At 65.4% G+C, this 15739-nt stretch carries 14 protein-coding genes; 7 read left to right on the forward strand and 7 right to left on the reverse strand.

The window, feature by feature from the left end:
- Window positions 1-18: 18 nt before the first annotated feature.
- From DOM41_RS06605 to DOM41_RS06630, 6 genes are all read right to left on the reverse strand, one after another.
- A complete protein-coding gene (locus DOM41_RS06605) occupies window positions 19-789 on the reverse strand; it encodes an ABC transporter ATP-binding protein (RefSeq protein ID WP_110686041.1) in 771 nt (256 codons plus the stop codon).
- 351 nt (window positions 790-1140) lie between these two features.
- Window positions 1141-2142, reverse strand: coding sequence for a succinylglutamate desuccinylase (locus DOM41_RS06610; protein ID WP_110686042.1), 1002 nt, complete (start codon window positions 2140-2142; stop codon window positions 1141-1143).
- Window positions 2143-2333: 191 nt separating this feature from the next.
- Window positions 2334-3365 (reverse strand): SMP-30/gluconolactonase/LRE family protein, encoded by a 1032-nt coding sequence (locus DOM41_RS06615; protein WP_110686043.1) that lies wholly within the window; start codon window positions 3363-3365, stop codon window positions 2334-2336.
- 325 nt (window positions 3366-3690) lie between these two features.
- A complete protein-coding gene (locus DOM41_RS06620; RefSeq protein WP_110686044.1) occupies window positions 3691-4293 on the reverse strand; it encodes a lipocalin family protein in 603 nt (200 codons plus the stop codon).
- 89 nt (window positions 4294-4382) lie between these two features.
- Window positions 4383-5078: an SDR family oxidoreductase gene (locus DOM41_RS06625; protein WP_110686045.1), complete on the reverse strand. Its 696-nt coding sequence runs from the start codon at window positions 5076-5078 to the stop codon at window positions 4383-4385.
- Between the two features lie 117 nt (window positions 5079-5195).
- A complete protein-coding gene (locus tag DOM41_RS06630; RefSeq protein ID WP_110686046.1) occupies window positions 5196-5636 on the reverse strand; it encodes a hemerythrin domain-containing protein in 441 nt (146 codons plus the stop codon).
- A 284-nt stretch (window positions 5637-5920) separates the two neighbouring features.
- On the opposite strand from DOM41_RS06630, the gene DOM41_RS06640 reads away from it, so the two are divergent.
- The gene (locus DOM41_RS06640; RefSeq protein WP_110686048.1) at window positions 5921-7687 is read left to right on the forward strand and encodes an IlvD/Edd family dehydratase; all 1767 of its coding nucleotides are present in this window, start codon (window positions 5921-5923) and stop codon (window positions 7685-7687) included.
- A gap of 44 nt (window positions 7688-7731) precedes the next feature.
- Here the strand turns inward: DOM41_RS06640 and DOM41_RS06645 are convergent, their stop codons facing one another.
- Window positions 7732-8457: a GntR family transcriptional regulator gene (locus tag DOM41_RS06645; protein ID WP_110686049.1), complete on the reverse strand. Its 726-nt coding sequence runs from the start codon at window positions 8455-8457 to the stop codon at window positions 7732-7734.
- 323 nt (window positions 8458-8780) lie between these two features.
- Here DOM41_RS06645 and DOM41_RS06650 point away from each other — a divergent pair, with 323 nt between their 5' ends.
- From DOM41_RS06650 to DOM41_RS06675, 6 genes are all read left to right on the forward strand, one after another.
- Window positions 8781-9842, forward strand: a complete 1062-nt coding sequence (locus DOM41_RS06650; protein WP_110686050.1) for a tripartite tricarboxylate transporter substrate binding protein — start codon at window positions 8781-8783, stop codon at window positions 9840-9842.
- 35 nt (window positions 9843-9877) lie between these two features.
- Window positions 9878-10444 (forward strand): tripartite tricarboxylate transporter TctB family protein, encoded by a 567-nt coding sequence (locus DOM41_RS06655; RefSeq protein WP_110686051.1) that lies wholly within the window; start codon window positions 9878-9880, stop codon window positions 10442-10444.
- Between the two features lie 59 nt (window positions 10445-10503).
- Complete coding sequence (locus tag DOM41_RS06660) at window positions 10504-12015, forward strand: tripartite tricarboxylate transporter permease (protein ID WP_110686052.1); 1512 nt, start codon at window positions 10504-10506, stop codon at window positions 12013-12015.
- 112 nt (window positions 12016-12127) lie between these two features.
- Window positions 12128-13249 (forward strand): mandelate racemase/muconate lactonizing enzyme family protein, encoded by a 1122-nt coding sequence (locus DOM41_RS06665; protein WP_110686053.1) that lies wholly within the window; start codon window positions 12128-12130, stop codon window positions 13247-13249.
- 76 nt (window positions 13250-13325) lie between these two features.
- Window positions 13326-14249, forward strand: a complete 924-nt coding sequence (locus DOM41_RS06670; RefSeq protein WP_110686054.1) for a dihydrodipicolinate synthase family protein — start codon at window positions 13326-13328, stop codon at window positions 14247-14249.
- Window positions 14250-14292: 43 nt separating this feature from the next.
- Window positions 14293-15474, forward strand: coding sequence for an alpha-hydroxy acid oxidase (locus DOM41_RS06675; RefSeq protein ID WP_110686055.1), 1182 nt, complete (start codon window positions 14293-14295; stop codon window positions 15472-15474).
- Window positions 15475-15739: the final 265 nt, after the last annotated feature.

Genomic DNA, 15739 nt, shown 5'->3' on the forward strand with positions numbered 1-15739 from the left:
GGCTCCGAGTCGCGTGCCTCAATGCTTGGGCGCCAGGAACTGGCGGAGGCGCTCGGAGCGTGGGTCATCGAGCACCTGCGCCGGCGCGCCGGACTCTTCGATCACGCCCTGATGCAGGTAGATCACCTGGCTCGAGACATCACGGGCAAAGGCGATCTCGTGGGTGACCAGAATCATCGTGCGGCCCTCGTCGGCCAGTCCGCGCATCACCTTGAGCACGTCGCCGACCAGCTCCGGATCGAGCGCGGAAGTCGGCTCGTCGAAGAGCATCACTTCCGGGTCCATGGCGAGGGCGCGCGCAATCGCCCCGCGCTGCTGCTGGCCGCCGGACATCTGGGTGGGATAGTAATCGGCGCGGTCGAGCAGACCGACCCGGTCGAGCAGTGAGCGCGCTTCGTCGATCGCCTGCTTCTTGGGCTTGCCGAGCACGTGGACCGGCGCCTCGATGACGTTCTCGAGCAGCGTCATGTGGGCCCAGAGATTGAAGTTCTGGAACACCATCGACAGCTTGGCGCGGATGCGTTCGACCTGCTTCCAGTCCATCGGCTCGCGGCCGTGCTTGGTGTCGCGGAAGTGGATCGGCTCGTCGTGGACGATCAGTTCGCCTTCGTCGGGCTGCTCGAGCAGGTTCATGCAGCGCAAGAAAGTGCTCTTCCCCGAGCCGGATGCGCCGATCAGGGTAATGACGTCGCCCTGATGCGCCTCGAGAGAGAGACCCTTGAGCACTTCGTGAGTGCCAAAGCGCTTCTTGATGTTTCGCGCCTGGAGCGGGGTTGCGGTCGTGGCCATGGGTGTCCACCGAGTGGGTTGGCTGGCGAAAAGCGTCGCTCGATCGTCAAGGGAAGTCGTAATGAGGATGACTGACGCGATCGGAACGGCTATCCGGCGAAAAATCCGGCGATTCTAGCAGTTTCGCCGCTAGGTTCCAGACGAGCGGAGCGTCTGGCGTACGACTCGGCCCTTGCGGACACATCGGGGTGCAGCGAATTGGCGGGACATGGGAAACGCCTCATGGTTGTTATCGTTGTCTGGGTATTCGTTGCAGTTCTTTGATTATTCGTAAACTTTGACGGTCTGTCGACCACTGAACGGTAACAGCCCACGGCGTCGCGCCGTCGGTCTGGTCGTCCGCGCTCGGTGTCAGCCGGCCGCCGCCGCGGGTGGCTCGCAGCGGCGAACCAGCAGGGCGGCGCGGGCGCCGAGTTCGACTCGGGCGTTGGGAAAGACGACGGCGAGCGGCTCATCCGGGACCACGAAATCCTCGCTGCCCGGCGCCTCGGTCAGCCGCTCGCCGGCGGCGAACGGCGTGAAGTTGGCCACGTCGTCGGCGAAGGTGAAGCGAAAGGACTCGACGTCGCGGGTGAGTTCGAACGCGACGCGGTAGAAGGGCAGTGCCTGGTAGTCGGTCTGGGGGCCGTCCAGCCCCTCGGTCACACGCGCGAGCAGCCCGCGCATGCCGGCAAGGGCTTCGAGGTCGTTGTCCCCGAAGGGACGAACCTGGCCGAGCTCCAGCGTATAGGCCTCCACGCCATGGTAGTGGCGCGAATAGTGCGAAAACGTCCAGCTATGCTGATGCTGCAGCAGTACTGCCTGCATGTCGGCCTCGGCGAGCAGCGGCCAGCTCGAGGGCGTCGCGGTGTCAGTGTGGGGCACCACCGCAAAGCGCGGATAGCGGCTGTCGCGAATGGCGGTGTGAAGGTCCAGGTGCAGTGCGCGTTCGGGATGCGCGGTGAGAAACGAATCCACGGCCTGCATGAGCTCGCGGGCGCGATCGGCTTCGTCGCCGGTGGCGTCGAGATCGCGCCGAAAGAGCCGGTTCAGGTTGGTGTCGATAAAGCGGGTCCCGGCGCGGATCGCCGGCACGTTGCCGAGAATCACCAGCAGCGGGGCGCCAAGTGTCAGCCGGCCGGCCTCGAGCGCGGCGAGCAGTTCGCCGACGAGCTCGATCGGCGCCGTCTCGTTGCCGTGGATGCCGGCGGAGACCACCAGCGGCCTCACCCCCGGGCGCGGCGCGCGCGGCGTGAGCTCGAGCACACCGTGACCCCGCATGCGGTAGCGACCGCCGGCAAGCTTGCCCTCAAGGGGGCGCGTATCGGCGGCATCGGTGGCGGCGAGCGTCAGCGTCAGCCAGTCATCGAGCATGTCGGCTCCTGCAGTTCAGAGAGGGTGGCCTCGTGAGGCCTCAAGCCGAGCATTGCCCGTGCCCTGCGATACGGCAACCCTCCGCGTGCCTCGCCTGAAAATCGGCGGTGCGAACCTGAAAGCCTTGCGCGTTGGCCAGTGCCCAACGATCAATGTCACCGCACCGCCTTGCCCCTCACTCGTTGACCCTCTCAAGCCCCCCGGGTGCCGGTATAGAGGGTGTAGATTGAACGGCTGGCGGTCATCAACAGGCGGTTACGCCGCTCACCGACGAAGCAGAGGTTGGCACACACCTCCGGCAGCAGTATCCGGCCGATGCGATCGCCGCCGGGAGCGAAGATCGAGACGCCGTCGTGGCCTTCACCGCCGGAGACGCTGGACCAGAGGTTGTCGTCGATATCGAGGGCGATGCCGTCATAGGTCTCGTCATGGCTCGAGACGACGATCTCGCGACTGCCCAGTCGGCGCCCGCCATCGGCAATCGTCCAGCGCGAGATGGTCGCCGGTTCGGTGGGGCGATGCGAGGGTGCGGTATCGCTGGCGTAGAGGGTGCCGCCGTCGGCGGAGAGCGCCACGCCGTTGGGTTTGACGAGTTCGTCGGTCACCAGTACCGGCTCTTCCAGGGTGTCGTCGACGTAGTAAATGGCGGGCGGGAGCTCGAGAACGCGCTTTTCCCCTTCGTAGTCGGCATGGGCGCCGTAGCCGGGGTCGGTGAAGAGAATGCCGTCGCCATCGAGGACGACGAGATCATTGGGGGCGTTGAGCCGCTGGCCCTGATAGTGGCTGGCGAGCACTGTCAGGCTGCCGTCCCACTCGTAGCGCACGACCCGTGCCGGCGAGTGCTCACAGGCGACGAGCCGCCCGTGACGGTCGAAGGCGTTGCCGTTGGAGTGCCCCACCCCTTCACGCAGGACACTCACCTCGCCGGTCACCTCGTCCCAGCGCATCTGCCGGGCGTTGGGGATGTCGCTGAAGACTGCGTAGCGGCCCACGGCGTTGTAGGCGGGTCCCTCGACCCACAGTCCTTCGGACCAGTGACGCTCCAGCGGTGAATTGAAGAGGAAGTACTCGTTGAAGCGGTCGTCGAGCACCTGCCAGGCCTCGTCCGGGTAGCGGCTGGGCCCCTCGCCGCTCGGCTTGGCGAAGACCCGCGAGGAGAGGGCGAGTGCCGCACCCGCGGCGGCGGCGGCGGCGCTGAGAAACTGTCGGCGATGTAGCGTCATGGGGGCCCCCATTCGAAGAAGAGTGGCAGTGTGTGACCCGTTGGCTTTTCCGTGTCCCGGCCATCCGGTGAGCGCGGCGTCCCCGCTCACTATAGTCGCTCATGCTGCGTGGTCGGCCGTCTCGAACCAAGGTCTGAGAGCGCGCGGGAGGGTCCAGGAGAGGGCGGGGGATCAGGGTCGACATGGCAACGATCGAGGCGACATGGCACCTGCGACGTCAGGGGGCGAGGCTCAGGAACGACGGGGCATTGGCGCGATCAGATCGGGGCCAGGCCGACGAGCGTCAGGGGCGCGGCGGGTGCCAGGCTAGCGCATCGGCTGGCGGCTAGGCATTCCCGGCGGCATCGGCGGCGGGTTCGTCGGCCTCGGGAAAGGGAGGGCAGGCCGAAGGACGCTGCTCGACCTGAATCAACTCGTCGACGGGAAAGTCCAGCTCGCGGGCGCGCTCGACCAACGCGCGGTAGGTGGTGGGCTCGAGGGTCGGCGTCCGCGACAGGATCCACAGATAGTCCCGGTCCGGCCCCGCTACCAGCGCGTGGCGATAGTCCTCGTCAAGCGCCAGCACGTTGTAGCCGGCGTAGAAGGGACCGAAAAAGCTCACCTTGAGATGGCCGACATCGGCATCCCCGACGAAGCTCGCGCGGCCCTCGGCCTGCTCCCACTGCTGGGTCTCGGGGTCGAACCCGCTGTTGATCACGCGGATGCCGCCATCCTCGCGGCGGCTGTACTCGGCGCGCACGCACTCCAGTCCCTCTTCGAAACCGTGGTCGAGCCGGGCGATCTCGTACCACTGGCCGAGGTAGTGATCGAGTCGGAAGTCGCCGACGGGCTGGGTGCCTTCCGGCATGCCGGTACAGCCCGCCAGAAAAGTGAAAGGGGCAAGCCAGGTCAGTCGCGGGTAACGGGGGAGGCGAGTGGGCAACAGCATGACGATCCATCCTTGATAAAACTGCCCCGTGAGACCGCGGCGATGAGAAAAAGTTGCATTTGTCACCGCGGCGGCTCCCCCGGGGAGGCTCACTCGATCGGCGGCGTGGGGCGGATCAGAATCTCGTTGACGTCGACGTGCGCCGGCTGCTCGAGGGCGTAGATCACCGCGTTGGCGATGTCTTCGTCCTTCATCGACTGCGCCGGTGGCTCGTCGAAGAACGGCGTGTCGACCATGCCGGGCTCGATCAGCGTCACCCGCATGCCGGAGCCTCTTAGCTCCTCGCGCAGATTGTAGCCGATCCCGGTGACAGCCCACTTGGTTGCGCCGTACATCGAACCGGGGATGGTCGCGCGCCCTGCCGCGGAACCGGTCAGCAGAATATGGCCGCGGCTCTCGCGCAGCGCCGGCAGCGCCGCCTGCACTGACAGGCCGACGCCGTAGACGTTGGTGAGGATCATTTGCTGCCAGACATCCGCATCGGCCTCGCTGAAACCGCCCGGCGTGCCGCCCATACCGGCATTAGCGAAGAGTGCGTCCAGCCGGCCGAACTGCGAAAGCGTCTGTTCGACCATCCGCCGCTGATCCGACTGCGAGGTGACGTCGCACTCGATAGTGAGGGCGTTGTCTTCACCGAGTTCGCTGACCAGCGCGTCGAGTTTCTCCCTCGAACGCGCGGCCAGCGCCACGCGATAGCCCGCCGCCACCGCGCGGCGTGCGGTGGCGGCACCGATGCCGCTGGAGGCGCCGGTGATCAGGACAACCCTGGATTGAGATTCGGACATCGTGACTCCTTGTCGACGCGGGATGCTCACCGCGGCCGGTCGTTCAAAAACTCGGGGGCGCGTGTCGATGTGACCGTCGCCCCCGCTGGGTCTAAGACGCGTGTCGGCAGGCCAAGCTCAGCTGCCCTCGCGCGCTTCCATCTCTTCTCGATAGGTCGTCGCCAGGGCCTTCTTGGTGTCGTCGTCCAGCGCGCGACCGGCGGCCTGGAACATCTCGTGTTCCTCCTCGTCGAGATGGTGGGTCACCGTGTCCTGGAGCTTCTTGGCGGTGGCGACCCAGCTCGGCGAGCTGTAATCGGTGCTCTCCAGCGTCTCCAGCAGTTCGTCGATCTCGTGATGCTCGGCGACGCTGTGCCGCGCCTTCTCTTGCGTGGTATCGATCTCCATCATCGGCACGTAGAGCGCCCGCTCTTCGGCGGCAGCGTGGTTTTCGAGTTCCGCTTTGACGCGCTTGAAGAGCTCGTCGCGGCCGTCGCTGTCACCGTGGGTCTTGACCAGCAGGTCGAGCAGACGGCGTTGCTTGTCGTGGCTTTCGCGTAGGGCTTCGAACAGAGTCATGGTCATCCTCGTCATCTATGGCGCACGTCCAGTGCGGCCTGGCCTTCATTCTGGCGATCGATTCCGGGTTCTTCGCCGGGAGATCGATTCGTCGTTCGGGGTCACGGTCAGGTGCCCTCGGCGTCGTGCTGCCGATAGGGAGAAAGATTAGGCGATAGGTCTGGGTGCCGCGACCGTCGCTGGTGTTCTTCCTTGCTGCGCCCCCCTCTTAGGTCGCATATCGCCAGATGAGCCTCCTGTGGTGTTATCACGTCAATAATATTATTGATAATTCAGGAGGCGACATGCGCCACGATGACGCTCGCGATGGCAGTGATCCGGTGAATGGCAACGACGAAGCCCCCAAGACCGGACTCAATCAGGGGTTGGCGAACTACGGCGACGAGGGCTTCTCGCTCTTTCTGCGCAAGGCATTCATCAAAGGCGCGGGCTACAGCGATGACGCGCTGAACCGCACCATCGTAGGCATCATCAATACCGGCAGCGGCTACAACCCGTGTCACGGCAACGCGCCGCAACTGATCGAGGCGGTCAAGCGTGGCGTGATGCTGGAAGGCGGCCTGCCCATCGACTTCCCCACCATCTCTGTCGCCGAAAGCTTTTCCACGCCGACCAGCATGTACCTGCGCAACCTCATGGCGATGGATACCGAAGAGATGATCCGCGCCCAGCCGATGGATGCGGTGGTGCTGATCGGCGGCTGCGACAAGACGGTGCCGGCGCAGTTGATGGGCGCGGCGTCGGCCAATCTACCGATGATCGAGCTGGTCACCGGGGCGATGCTCACCAGCGGCCATCGCGGCGTCCGGGTCGGTGCCTGTACCGACTGCCGGCGCTACTGGGGCATGTATCGCGGCCAGGAGATCGACGAGGCCGAGATCGAGGAGGTCAACGCCAAGCTGGTCGGGAGCGTGGGTACCTGTTCGGTGATGGGGACCGCCAGCACCATGGCGTGTCTCAGCGAGGCACTGGGGATCGCGCTACCGGGAAGCGCCTCGCCGCCGGCAGTGACCGCGGATCGGCTGCGGATCGCCGAGTGGAGCGGCCGCCAGGCGGTCATCAACGCCCGTACTCGGGTGACGCCGGACCGGATTCTCACTGAAAAAGCGTTCGAGAACGCGCTGCGTGTGCTGCTGGCGATCGGCGGCTCTACCAACGGCATCATCCACCTCACCGCCATCGCAGGGCGCATGGGGCTGGATATCGATCTGGAAGCCTTCGACCGTATGGGCCGCGAGACGCCCGTATTGGTGGACCTCAAGCCCTCCGGGCAGCATTACATGGAGGATCTACACCGCGCCGGCGGGCTGATAACGGTGCTGCGCGAGCTCAAGCCACTGCTGCATCTCGACGCGCTGACCGTTAGCGGGCGCACCCTCGGCGAGGAGATTGATGCCGTACCGGCGTTCGAGCAGACAGTCGTGTATCGCTTCGATGATCCGCTTTACCCGAGCGGCGGCATCGCTTTCCTGCGCGGCAACCTCGCCCCCGGCGGCGCGATCATCAAGCAGTCCGCCGCCGATCCGGCATTGATGGAGCACGAGGGGCGGGCGGTGGTGTTCGAGAGCGCCGAGGACATGGCGGCGCGAATCGACGACCCCGGGCTCGACGTCAACGTCGACGACATTCTGGTGCTCAAACGGATCGGCCCGGTGGGGGCGCCGGGGATGCCCGAGGCAGGCTACATGCCGATCCCGCGCAAGCTGGCGCGTCAGGGGGTGCGCGACATGGTGCGGATCTCCGACGGGCGCATGAGCGGCACCGCCGCCGGTACCATCGTGCTTCACGTCACGCCGGAGTCGGCCCTGGGGGGGCCGCTCGCACTGGTGGAAAGCGGCGACCGCATCCGCTTGAGCGTGCGCGAGCGCGCTCTGGAGTTGCTGGTCGACGAGGCGGAACTCGAGCGCCGCCGGCAGGGGTGGAAGCCGCTGCCCATCGTTGCCGAGCGCGGCTATCGCAAGCTCTTCTTCGAGCAGATCACTCAGGCGGACAAGGGCTGCGACTTCGAATTTCTGCGCCCGCCCAGCATGCAGGGGCGCGTGCCGCGCTGACGGACGGTGGCGTCGAATCGAGGAGATCCCGGCGAGAGAAGGACTCAGCCGCCCTCGCGCTGCCGATAGAGCCGTAGGTAGCGCTCCTTGGAGGGCTGCAGGTGCTGATAGCAGAGTTGGGAGAACGCCTCACGGTCCTCGCGCTCGAGCGCGTCGATCATGCCGCGATGCTCGTCACGGGCGAGCTCGATGCTCTCGCGGTCGGTGGTGCCGATGAAGCGAATGGCGTGCGCCTTCTGGGCGAAGTCGTTGATCGTCTCCGAGAGATAGGGGTTGCCACAGGCCGCGAACAGGGTGCGGTGGAAGTCGATGTTGTGGCGAAACACCGCGCGCCAGTCGCTGCGTTCGATGGCTTCGCTGTGATCGCGCTGAATGCGGTTCAACGCGTCGAGCAGTGACGATGGCGCCGGCAACGGAATCTGTGCGGCGGCGCGGCCCTCCAGCAGTTCGCGCATGGCGTAGATCGCCTCGACCTCGTCGGGTGTATAGGCGCGCACGAAGGCGCCGCGATTCTTGATTCGCTCGACCAGTCCTGCATTTTCGAGCTGGAAGAGCGCCTGGCGGACAACGTGGCGCTTGCCGTCGAAGCGTCGCATCAAATCTTCCTCGACCAGCCGCTCACGGGGGTGAAGGCGGCTGAGCACGATCTCCTCCTCGATCGCCGAGACGATGGCCGGCACGGTGACGCCGTCCGTGCTCGCGCTCGCGGCATCGTCGGCGACGAGCGCTTCGCGCTCGATGACGGGCTGGGAGGCGTCGCGATGGGGCATGGGGACTCCTTGAATGACGGTGGTGATCATTGTCCTGAGCGATGCGTGGCGCTTGCAGACGCACTTGGCACACCGCAGATGGCCGCTTCCAGGGCGCTGGGCGCGGTCCGTGCGCCTGGCGCATCGCCGACCGCCCGCGTTCGCATCGAGATACCTTGGTAAGCCCTGATGCATGGCATGGCAAGACCTTCGTTCAAGACGCGCACGGCGGCGATGCTGCTTTAGTCGTTATTGGCGTCAATATTATTGACAATTTAATCGACAAATTCATACGTTGCCATGGCAAGGCAACGATAACGGACTCCATCGACGAGGTTCCCGTCATGCACGCCAACACGCTTTCGAACGCTATCAGGATTTCCCGAGTCGCCCGTCAGACGGGCCTCACCGAATCAATTGGCCGCCCGGCGGCCGCCCGACTCTGCGGGGTGCTCGGCCTGAGTGCCCTCGCAATTGCCATCGTGCCGCTGGCCCAGGCTCAGGAGTACGCCGGCGGTGATGAGGTCCGGGTCCTGCAGGGCTTCAAACCCGGCGGCGGCAGCGACGCTTTGGCGCAGCTGGTGCAGCCGAAGCTCGCCGAGATCCTCGGCGTCGACTTCGTCAACGAGTACATGCCAGGAGCGACCGGCGCGGTCGCCTGGACTCGGCTCGCCAAGCAGTCGGCGAACGATGGCAGCGTCATCAGCATCACCAACACGCCAATGCTGATGACCAACTACATCATGAACGATGCCATCACCTACACCACCGACGAGATGACGCCGATCGCCAACGTGGTCACCGATCCGGGCATCGTCGTGGTGAGCGCGGACAGCCCCTTCGAGACCATCGAGGATCTGATGGAGGCGGCCGAACAGAATCCCGGAACCGTCACCATCGGTAATTCCGGCGTTGGCGGTGACGACTTCTTCACCACCATCCAGCTCGAACAGGCGACCGGCCTGTCGTTCAAGCGAGTGCCGTTCCAGGGCGACGGCCCATCGGCGACGGCGGCAATGGGCGGCAAGATCGATGCCAGCTTCAACAACGTCGGCAACGTCTATGGCCAAGTGGAATCGGGCAACCTGCGAGCGCTGGCGGTATTCGCGGCGGAGCGTTTAACGAGTCTGCCCGACGTTCCCACCATGCAGGAGAAAGGCATCGATATCGTCGCCGGCTCCTCGAGGGGTTACAGCGCACCGGCGGACATCCCCGACGACGCACGAGACCAGCTGATCGCGGCGTTCGAGACACTGGCGGACGATGAGGCGTTCCAGTCGCAGGCCGAGCAGCGAGCGATGAATCTCGACGTGGTCACCGGTGATGACTACGGCGAAATGATCGCCGACATGGAAGCCGAGTACCGCGATATCTGGCAAGAGGTCCGGGATCAGGTCTCGCAGTAAATCCCGTCACCACTGGCCCTACCAAGGGGAGCGCCATGAACGTCAGTCGCCTGCTGCTCGGGGTTTTCGGAATCATCGTGGCCGCCACCTTCTACGTCGCGGCCGATGACTATCCGCGAGCCGCGGCCGAAATGCCGGTCATCTACGCGGTGGCGGTGGCGCTACTGTCGCTCGCCATGGTGCTAGATGAGCTGGTCTTCAAGCGCCGCCGCCTGGCGGCGCGGGAGGCAGGGGGCAGCGATATGGCGTCCGGTTCATCGGCAACCTCGACCGGGGGAGCGAACGAGCCATCGATGCGCGACGCCTCGCCACAGCGCGCGGCGCCGGCCGCGGCAGACAAGGATGAGGCGACGTCCACTGGAGGCAAGCGCTGGCTGGCGGTGGTAGCGATCTTTGCGCTGGCCGTGGCCTATGTGCTCACGCTGCAGACGCTGGGCTATATCTTCGCCACGGCGCTGTTCATGGCGCTGGCGCTCGGCGTGATCGGCACCGTGCGGTGGCCCTTCGCGGTCATCGGCAGCGCGGTGCTGATCGCGATGATCTGTCTAGTTTTCATCGGGTTCCTGGGGCTGCCGATTCCTCTGCTGCCGGCCTTCGTCTGAGCGCCTCTGGCGTGTGATACGAACCCGCTAGCGTCTCGACGAAAGGAGAGTCAACGCGCATGGATTCCTCTCTGGTGATGATCGGGCTGACCAACGTCCTGAGCATCAACAACATCGCCTGCATTCTGGGTGGCACGGCGCTGGGGCTGTTTGTCGGCGCCATGCCGGGACTCTCGGCCACCATGGCGCTCGCGCTGCTGCTGCCGCTGACCTTCAGCTTCGACCCGGCGACGGGCTTGAGCATGCTCGCCGCGCTCTATGTGGGCGCCTCCTACGGCGGCTCCATCGCCGCCATCCTGTTGCGCACGCCGGGGACGCCCTCGGCTGCAGCAACCGTGCTCGACGGCTTTCCACTCTCTCAGCAGGGCAAGGCGGGACACGCCCTCGGGGTGTCGCTGTTCGCCTCCTTCTTCGGCGGTCTCATGAGCGGTATCGCGCTGCTCACGGCGGCGCCATTGCTGGGTACGCTGGTGCTGGAGTTCGGCCCGGTGGAGCTCTTCGCCATCGCCGTACTGGGGATCACCATCATCGGTTCGCTGGCCCAGGGGTCAGTGATCAGCGGGCTACTCTCCGGCGGTCTCGGGCTGTTGATCAGCACGGTGGGGATGGACCTGACCACCGGCACGCCGCGGATGACCTTCGACCAGATCAGCCTGTTCTCCGGAATCGACTTCACGGTCGCGCTGATCGGGCTCTTTTCGGTCCCGCAGGCGCTGACGCTGATCGAGAACTCGCATCAGGGCAACAAGGTCGCCAGCCGCATCACCGACCGGCTGGTGCCGCAGTGGAAGACGATCAAGCGCCTGATGCCCAATATCCTGCGCTCCAGCGGTATCGGCGTCGTGGTCGGGTTGATCCCCGGCACCGGCGGCGATACCGCGAGCTGGTTCGCTTACAACGAAGCCAAGCGCTTCGCCAAGGACAAGAGCGGCTTCGGCAAGGGGGAGATTGCCGGCGTCGCTGCGCCGGAGGCGGCCAATAACGCGGTGGTGGGTGGGGCGCTGATACCCACCATTGCGCTGGGAATTCCGGGCAGCTCCTCCACGGCGATTCTGCTCGGCGCGCTGATGGTGCAGGGCATCCTGCCCGGGCCCAACCTGCTCACCGACTACGGCGACGTCACCTACACCCTGATCTGGGCGGTGATCATGGCCAATATCGCGCTGCTGGTGGTGGGGCTGGCGTTCACCAAGATGAGCGTCTCGGTGACCCAGGTGCCCGACGGCTTCATTGCCTGCGCGATTCTCGCGCTCTGCATCATCGGCGCATTCGCCATCAACAACAGCCTGTTCGACGTCGGGCTGATGCTGGGCTTCGGGCTCTTCGGTTACTGGCTGAGCAAGGCCGGCGTATCACCGGCGCCGATGGTCATCGGGCTGATCCTGGGGCCTGTGATGGAGATCAGCTTTCAGCAGTCGATGCTGATCGGCAACGACAGCTTCGGCGTCTTTCTCGAAAGCCCGATCGCCACGGTGCTGCTGATCATGGCGCTGCTCTCGATCCTTCAGGCAACGCCGCTGTTCAGCTGGTTGCGACGTCCGTTCAAGCGCCGCCTAGAGCGCAAGCGATAGCGGCGTTCGTCCCGGCCGATCCCGCGAGCCGACGACGTATGGGATCGGTCGGCCGTCACATGAGCGATTCGCTTATCGATCAACGACTCGACCCTTCACTGGAGAATGCTGCATGACACGAATCACCGACGTTCAGGCCCGAACCATCAGCGTTGCGCTGGATAACCCCACCAGTTTTTCCAACCGCCAGGTATTGAAGCGCGACTATTGCCTGGTGCGCGTCACCGGTGACGACGGCGTCAGCGGCATCGGCTTCTGCTACGCCGGCAGCAACGCCGGCGAGGTGGTGACCCGGGCGGTGCGCGATCTGCTCAAACCCGTGCTCATCGGCCAGGACACCCATCGCGTCGAGGGGCTGTGGCAGGAGATGTACCAGGAAGGGCTGCTCCACGGGCGCACCGGCTCGGTGATGCGCGCGCTGAGCATCCTCGATGTCGCGTTGTGGGATCGCAACGCCCGTGCCGCCAACCTACCGCTGCATCGCTTTCTCGGTGCCACCGACGAGGAGAGCGTGGCGGCCTACGCCAGTGGCGGTTACTACCTCGAGGGCAAGACACCTCAGGACCTCGCCGACGAGATGACCGGCTACGTCGGCCAGGGTTTCGGGGCAGTGAAGATGAAGGTCGGGCGAGAGGATCTCGCCGGGGAAGAGGCGCGACTGGCGGCGGTGCGCGAGGCGATCGGCCCCGACGTGCTACTAATGATGGATGCCAACAATGCCTGGCGCGATCTGCCCACGGCGCTGGCGTTCGCGCGCATGGCGGAGCCCTATTCGCCCTACTGGATCGAGGAGCCGTTCAGCCCGGACGACATCGACAACCACCGCCGTCTGGCCGAGCGCACGCCGATTCCCGTCGCCACCGGTGAGATCGAGGCGGGGCGCTGGCGCTTCAAGGAGCTGCTCGACAAGGAGGCGGCGATGATCCTGCAGACGGATGCCGCGGTCTGCGGCGGGATCACCGAGTTTCGCCGCATCGCCGCGACGGCGGCGAGCTACGGCGTCGACATCTGTCCGCACTGGTTCCACGACCTGCACGTGCATCTGGTCGGTTCGACCCCCAACGCGCCCTACGTCGAGTTCTTCGCCGACGATCAGGTGCTCAACTTCCGCAAGCTAATCGATACCCAACTGAGTTTCCGCGACGGCCGCCTGATGCTACCGCAGACACCGGGGTTGGGCTTCGACTTCGACGAGGCGGCGCTCGATCGCTACGCCACCGGCCCCTGGGGCTGAGTCACGCCGCGTCGTCTCCGCCAGCGCCGCGCGCATGCCCGTTGGCGGGGCGCACTCGCACACTCTGGAGATCACCATGTCCGTCAAGGCTCCCTGTGGCACCGTTCTCTCGCCGGTCATCACGCCGTTCGGTGACGATCTCGCCCCGGATGCCGAGCGCTTCGTCGCCCACTGCCGCTGGCTGCTCGCCAACGACGTGGGGCTGGCGATTTTCGGCACCAACTCCGAGGCCAATTCACTGTCGCTGGTCGAGCGCCAGTTTTTGCTCGACCGGCTGATCGAGGCGGACGTCAACCCCGGCCGGCTGATGCCAGGCACCGGCTGCTGTTCGATACCCGAAAGCGTTGCGTTGACTCGCCATGCGATCGAGCAGGGTGTCGGCGGAGTGCTGATGCTGCCGCCGTTTTACTACAAGGGCGTCTCGGAGGAGGGCGTCTTTCGCTACTACGCCGAGGTGATCGAGCGGGTCGGCGACGACCGCCTCCGGCTCTATCTCTATCACATTCCCCCTGTGGCCCAGGTGCCTATCGGTCTCAAGCTGATCGAGCGGCTGGTGGCCCGCTACCCCGGTGTGGTAGCGGGCATCAAGGACAGCGGCGGCGACTGGGAGAACACCCGAGCGGTGATCGAGACCTTCAGCGGTGACGGGTTTCGCGTCTACGCCGGCAGCGAGCGCTTTTTGCTGCCGACGCTGCGTGCCGGCGGCGCGGGCTGTATCAGCGCGACGGCCAACGTCAATTCACGCGCCATCGCCGCACTCGGCGAGAACTGGGCGCTAGAGGGCGCCGACGCCCGCCAGACCGAGCTCAACGTCATCCGCGACATCTTCGAAAGCGTGCCGATGATTCCGGCGCTGAAGGCGGCCACCGCCCACTTCGCCAGTGATCCGCGCTGGGCTAGGGTGCGTCCGCCGTTGGTAGAGCTGGAAGCCAACCAGCGCCAGACGCTGCTCGAGGCGCTGGCGCGCGCCGGTTTCGATATGCCGGGACTCGGGGCATAGTGCGTACGCAGGTCCCCTTGCATTCGACACCTGAGGAGCCGATGTGAATCATCCCTCTCGAGCCGTGGCGCGCCGGCTGGCGCGGATCCGCAACTTTTCGGATCTGGAGTGGGCAGGTCGACGCAGCCTGCCGCGACCGATTCATGGCTACGTCGCCAACGCCGCCGAGGATGGGCGGACTCACGCCGCCAACCGCGCGGCTTTCGACGACTACGGTTTTCTGCCGCGCACGCTGCGTGACGTCTCCGGCATCTCGCTCGAGACCGAACTGCTGGGTCGGCACTATGCGGCGCCCTTTGGCATCGCCCCCATGGGCATCAGCGCGCTCTCCGGCTACCGCGGCGATCTGGCGCTTGCACGCGCCGCATCCGCCGCGAAGGTGCCGATGATCATGAGCGGTTCGTCGCTGGTGCCGATGGAGGAGGTCGTCGAGGTGCCGGGCAGTGACTGGTTCCAGGCCTATCTGCCGGGAGATCGCGAGGGCATCGAGGCGCTGCTTGAACGAGTCGAGCGCGCCGGCTTTCGCCATCTCGTCATTACGGTCGATTACGCGGTGCCACCCAACCCGGACAATAACCGCCGAAGCGGTTTCTCGTCGCCGATCCGCCCCAGCCTGCGCCTCGCTGTCGATGGCCTGCTGCGCCCGCGCTGGCTCTATCACACCTTTTACAAGACGCTGCGTCACCACGGCATTCCGCACTTCGAGAACAACTTTGCCCAGCGCGGCATTCCCGTGATCTCGCGCCACGTCAATCGCGATTTCTCCGGGCGCATGCATCTCGACTGGGAGTACCTGGCCCTGGTGCGCGAGCGCTGGAAGGGCGCGCTGATCGTCAAAGGCATTCTTCACCCCGAAGACGCCAGCCGGGCGAAAACGCTGGGCGCCGATGCGCTCATCGTCTCCAATCACGGCGGACGTCAGCTGGATGGCACCATCGCGTCGCTGCGCGCGCTGCCGGCCATCGTCGAGTCGGTAGGCGAGCTCCCGGTGATGATCGACAGCGGCTTTCGCCGCGGCACCGACGTGCTCAAGGCACTCGCCCTCGGCGCGCGCTTCGTCTTCTTTGGCCGTCCCTTCAACTATGCGCTCGCCTACGCCGGCCAAGCCGGTGTCGCCCACGCCATCGAGCTGATGAACGCGGAAATCACGCGTGACATGGCGCTACTCGGCATTACCCATCCCCGCCAGATGACCTCGGAATGGCTCTGCCCGTCGCGGCGGTAACGCCGCGCCACCGACGGCCCCACCCCAGGCATAAATTAGAATTAACTGTTGTTCGCAGTCGACGACCACGTATCGTAGCCGGCTTCAAAACAGTGACGTCCGGCGTGGTATGCGTTAAAGATAGCTGTGTAAGATCATGCTTTTTTGGGTACCGGGTCGTTCGAAATCTGTAAAGCTGACGCGAGGAATTCATCCGCGTGGCGGAGCCTTCACCTCATCATCAGGCAGTGGAACCCTCTTCCTATGGCGCTGGTTCATTCGATGC

This window comes from Salinicola aestuarinus, from assembly GCF_003206645.1.
In the GTDB taxonomy this organism is placed as follows: domain Bacteria; phylum Pseudomonadota; class Gammaproteobacteria; order Pseudomonadales; family Halomonadaceae; genus Salinicola; species Salinicola aestuarinus.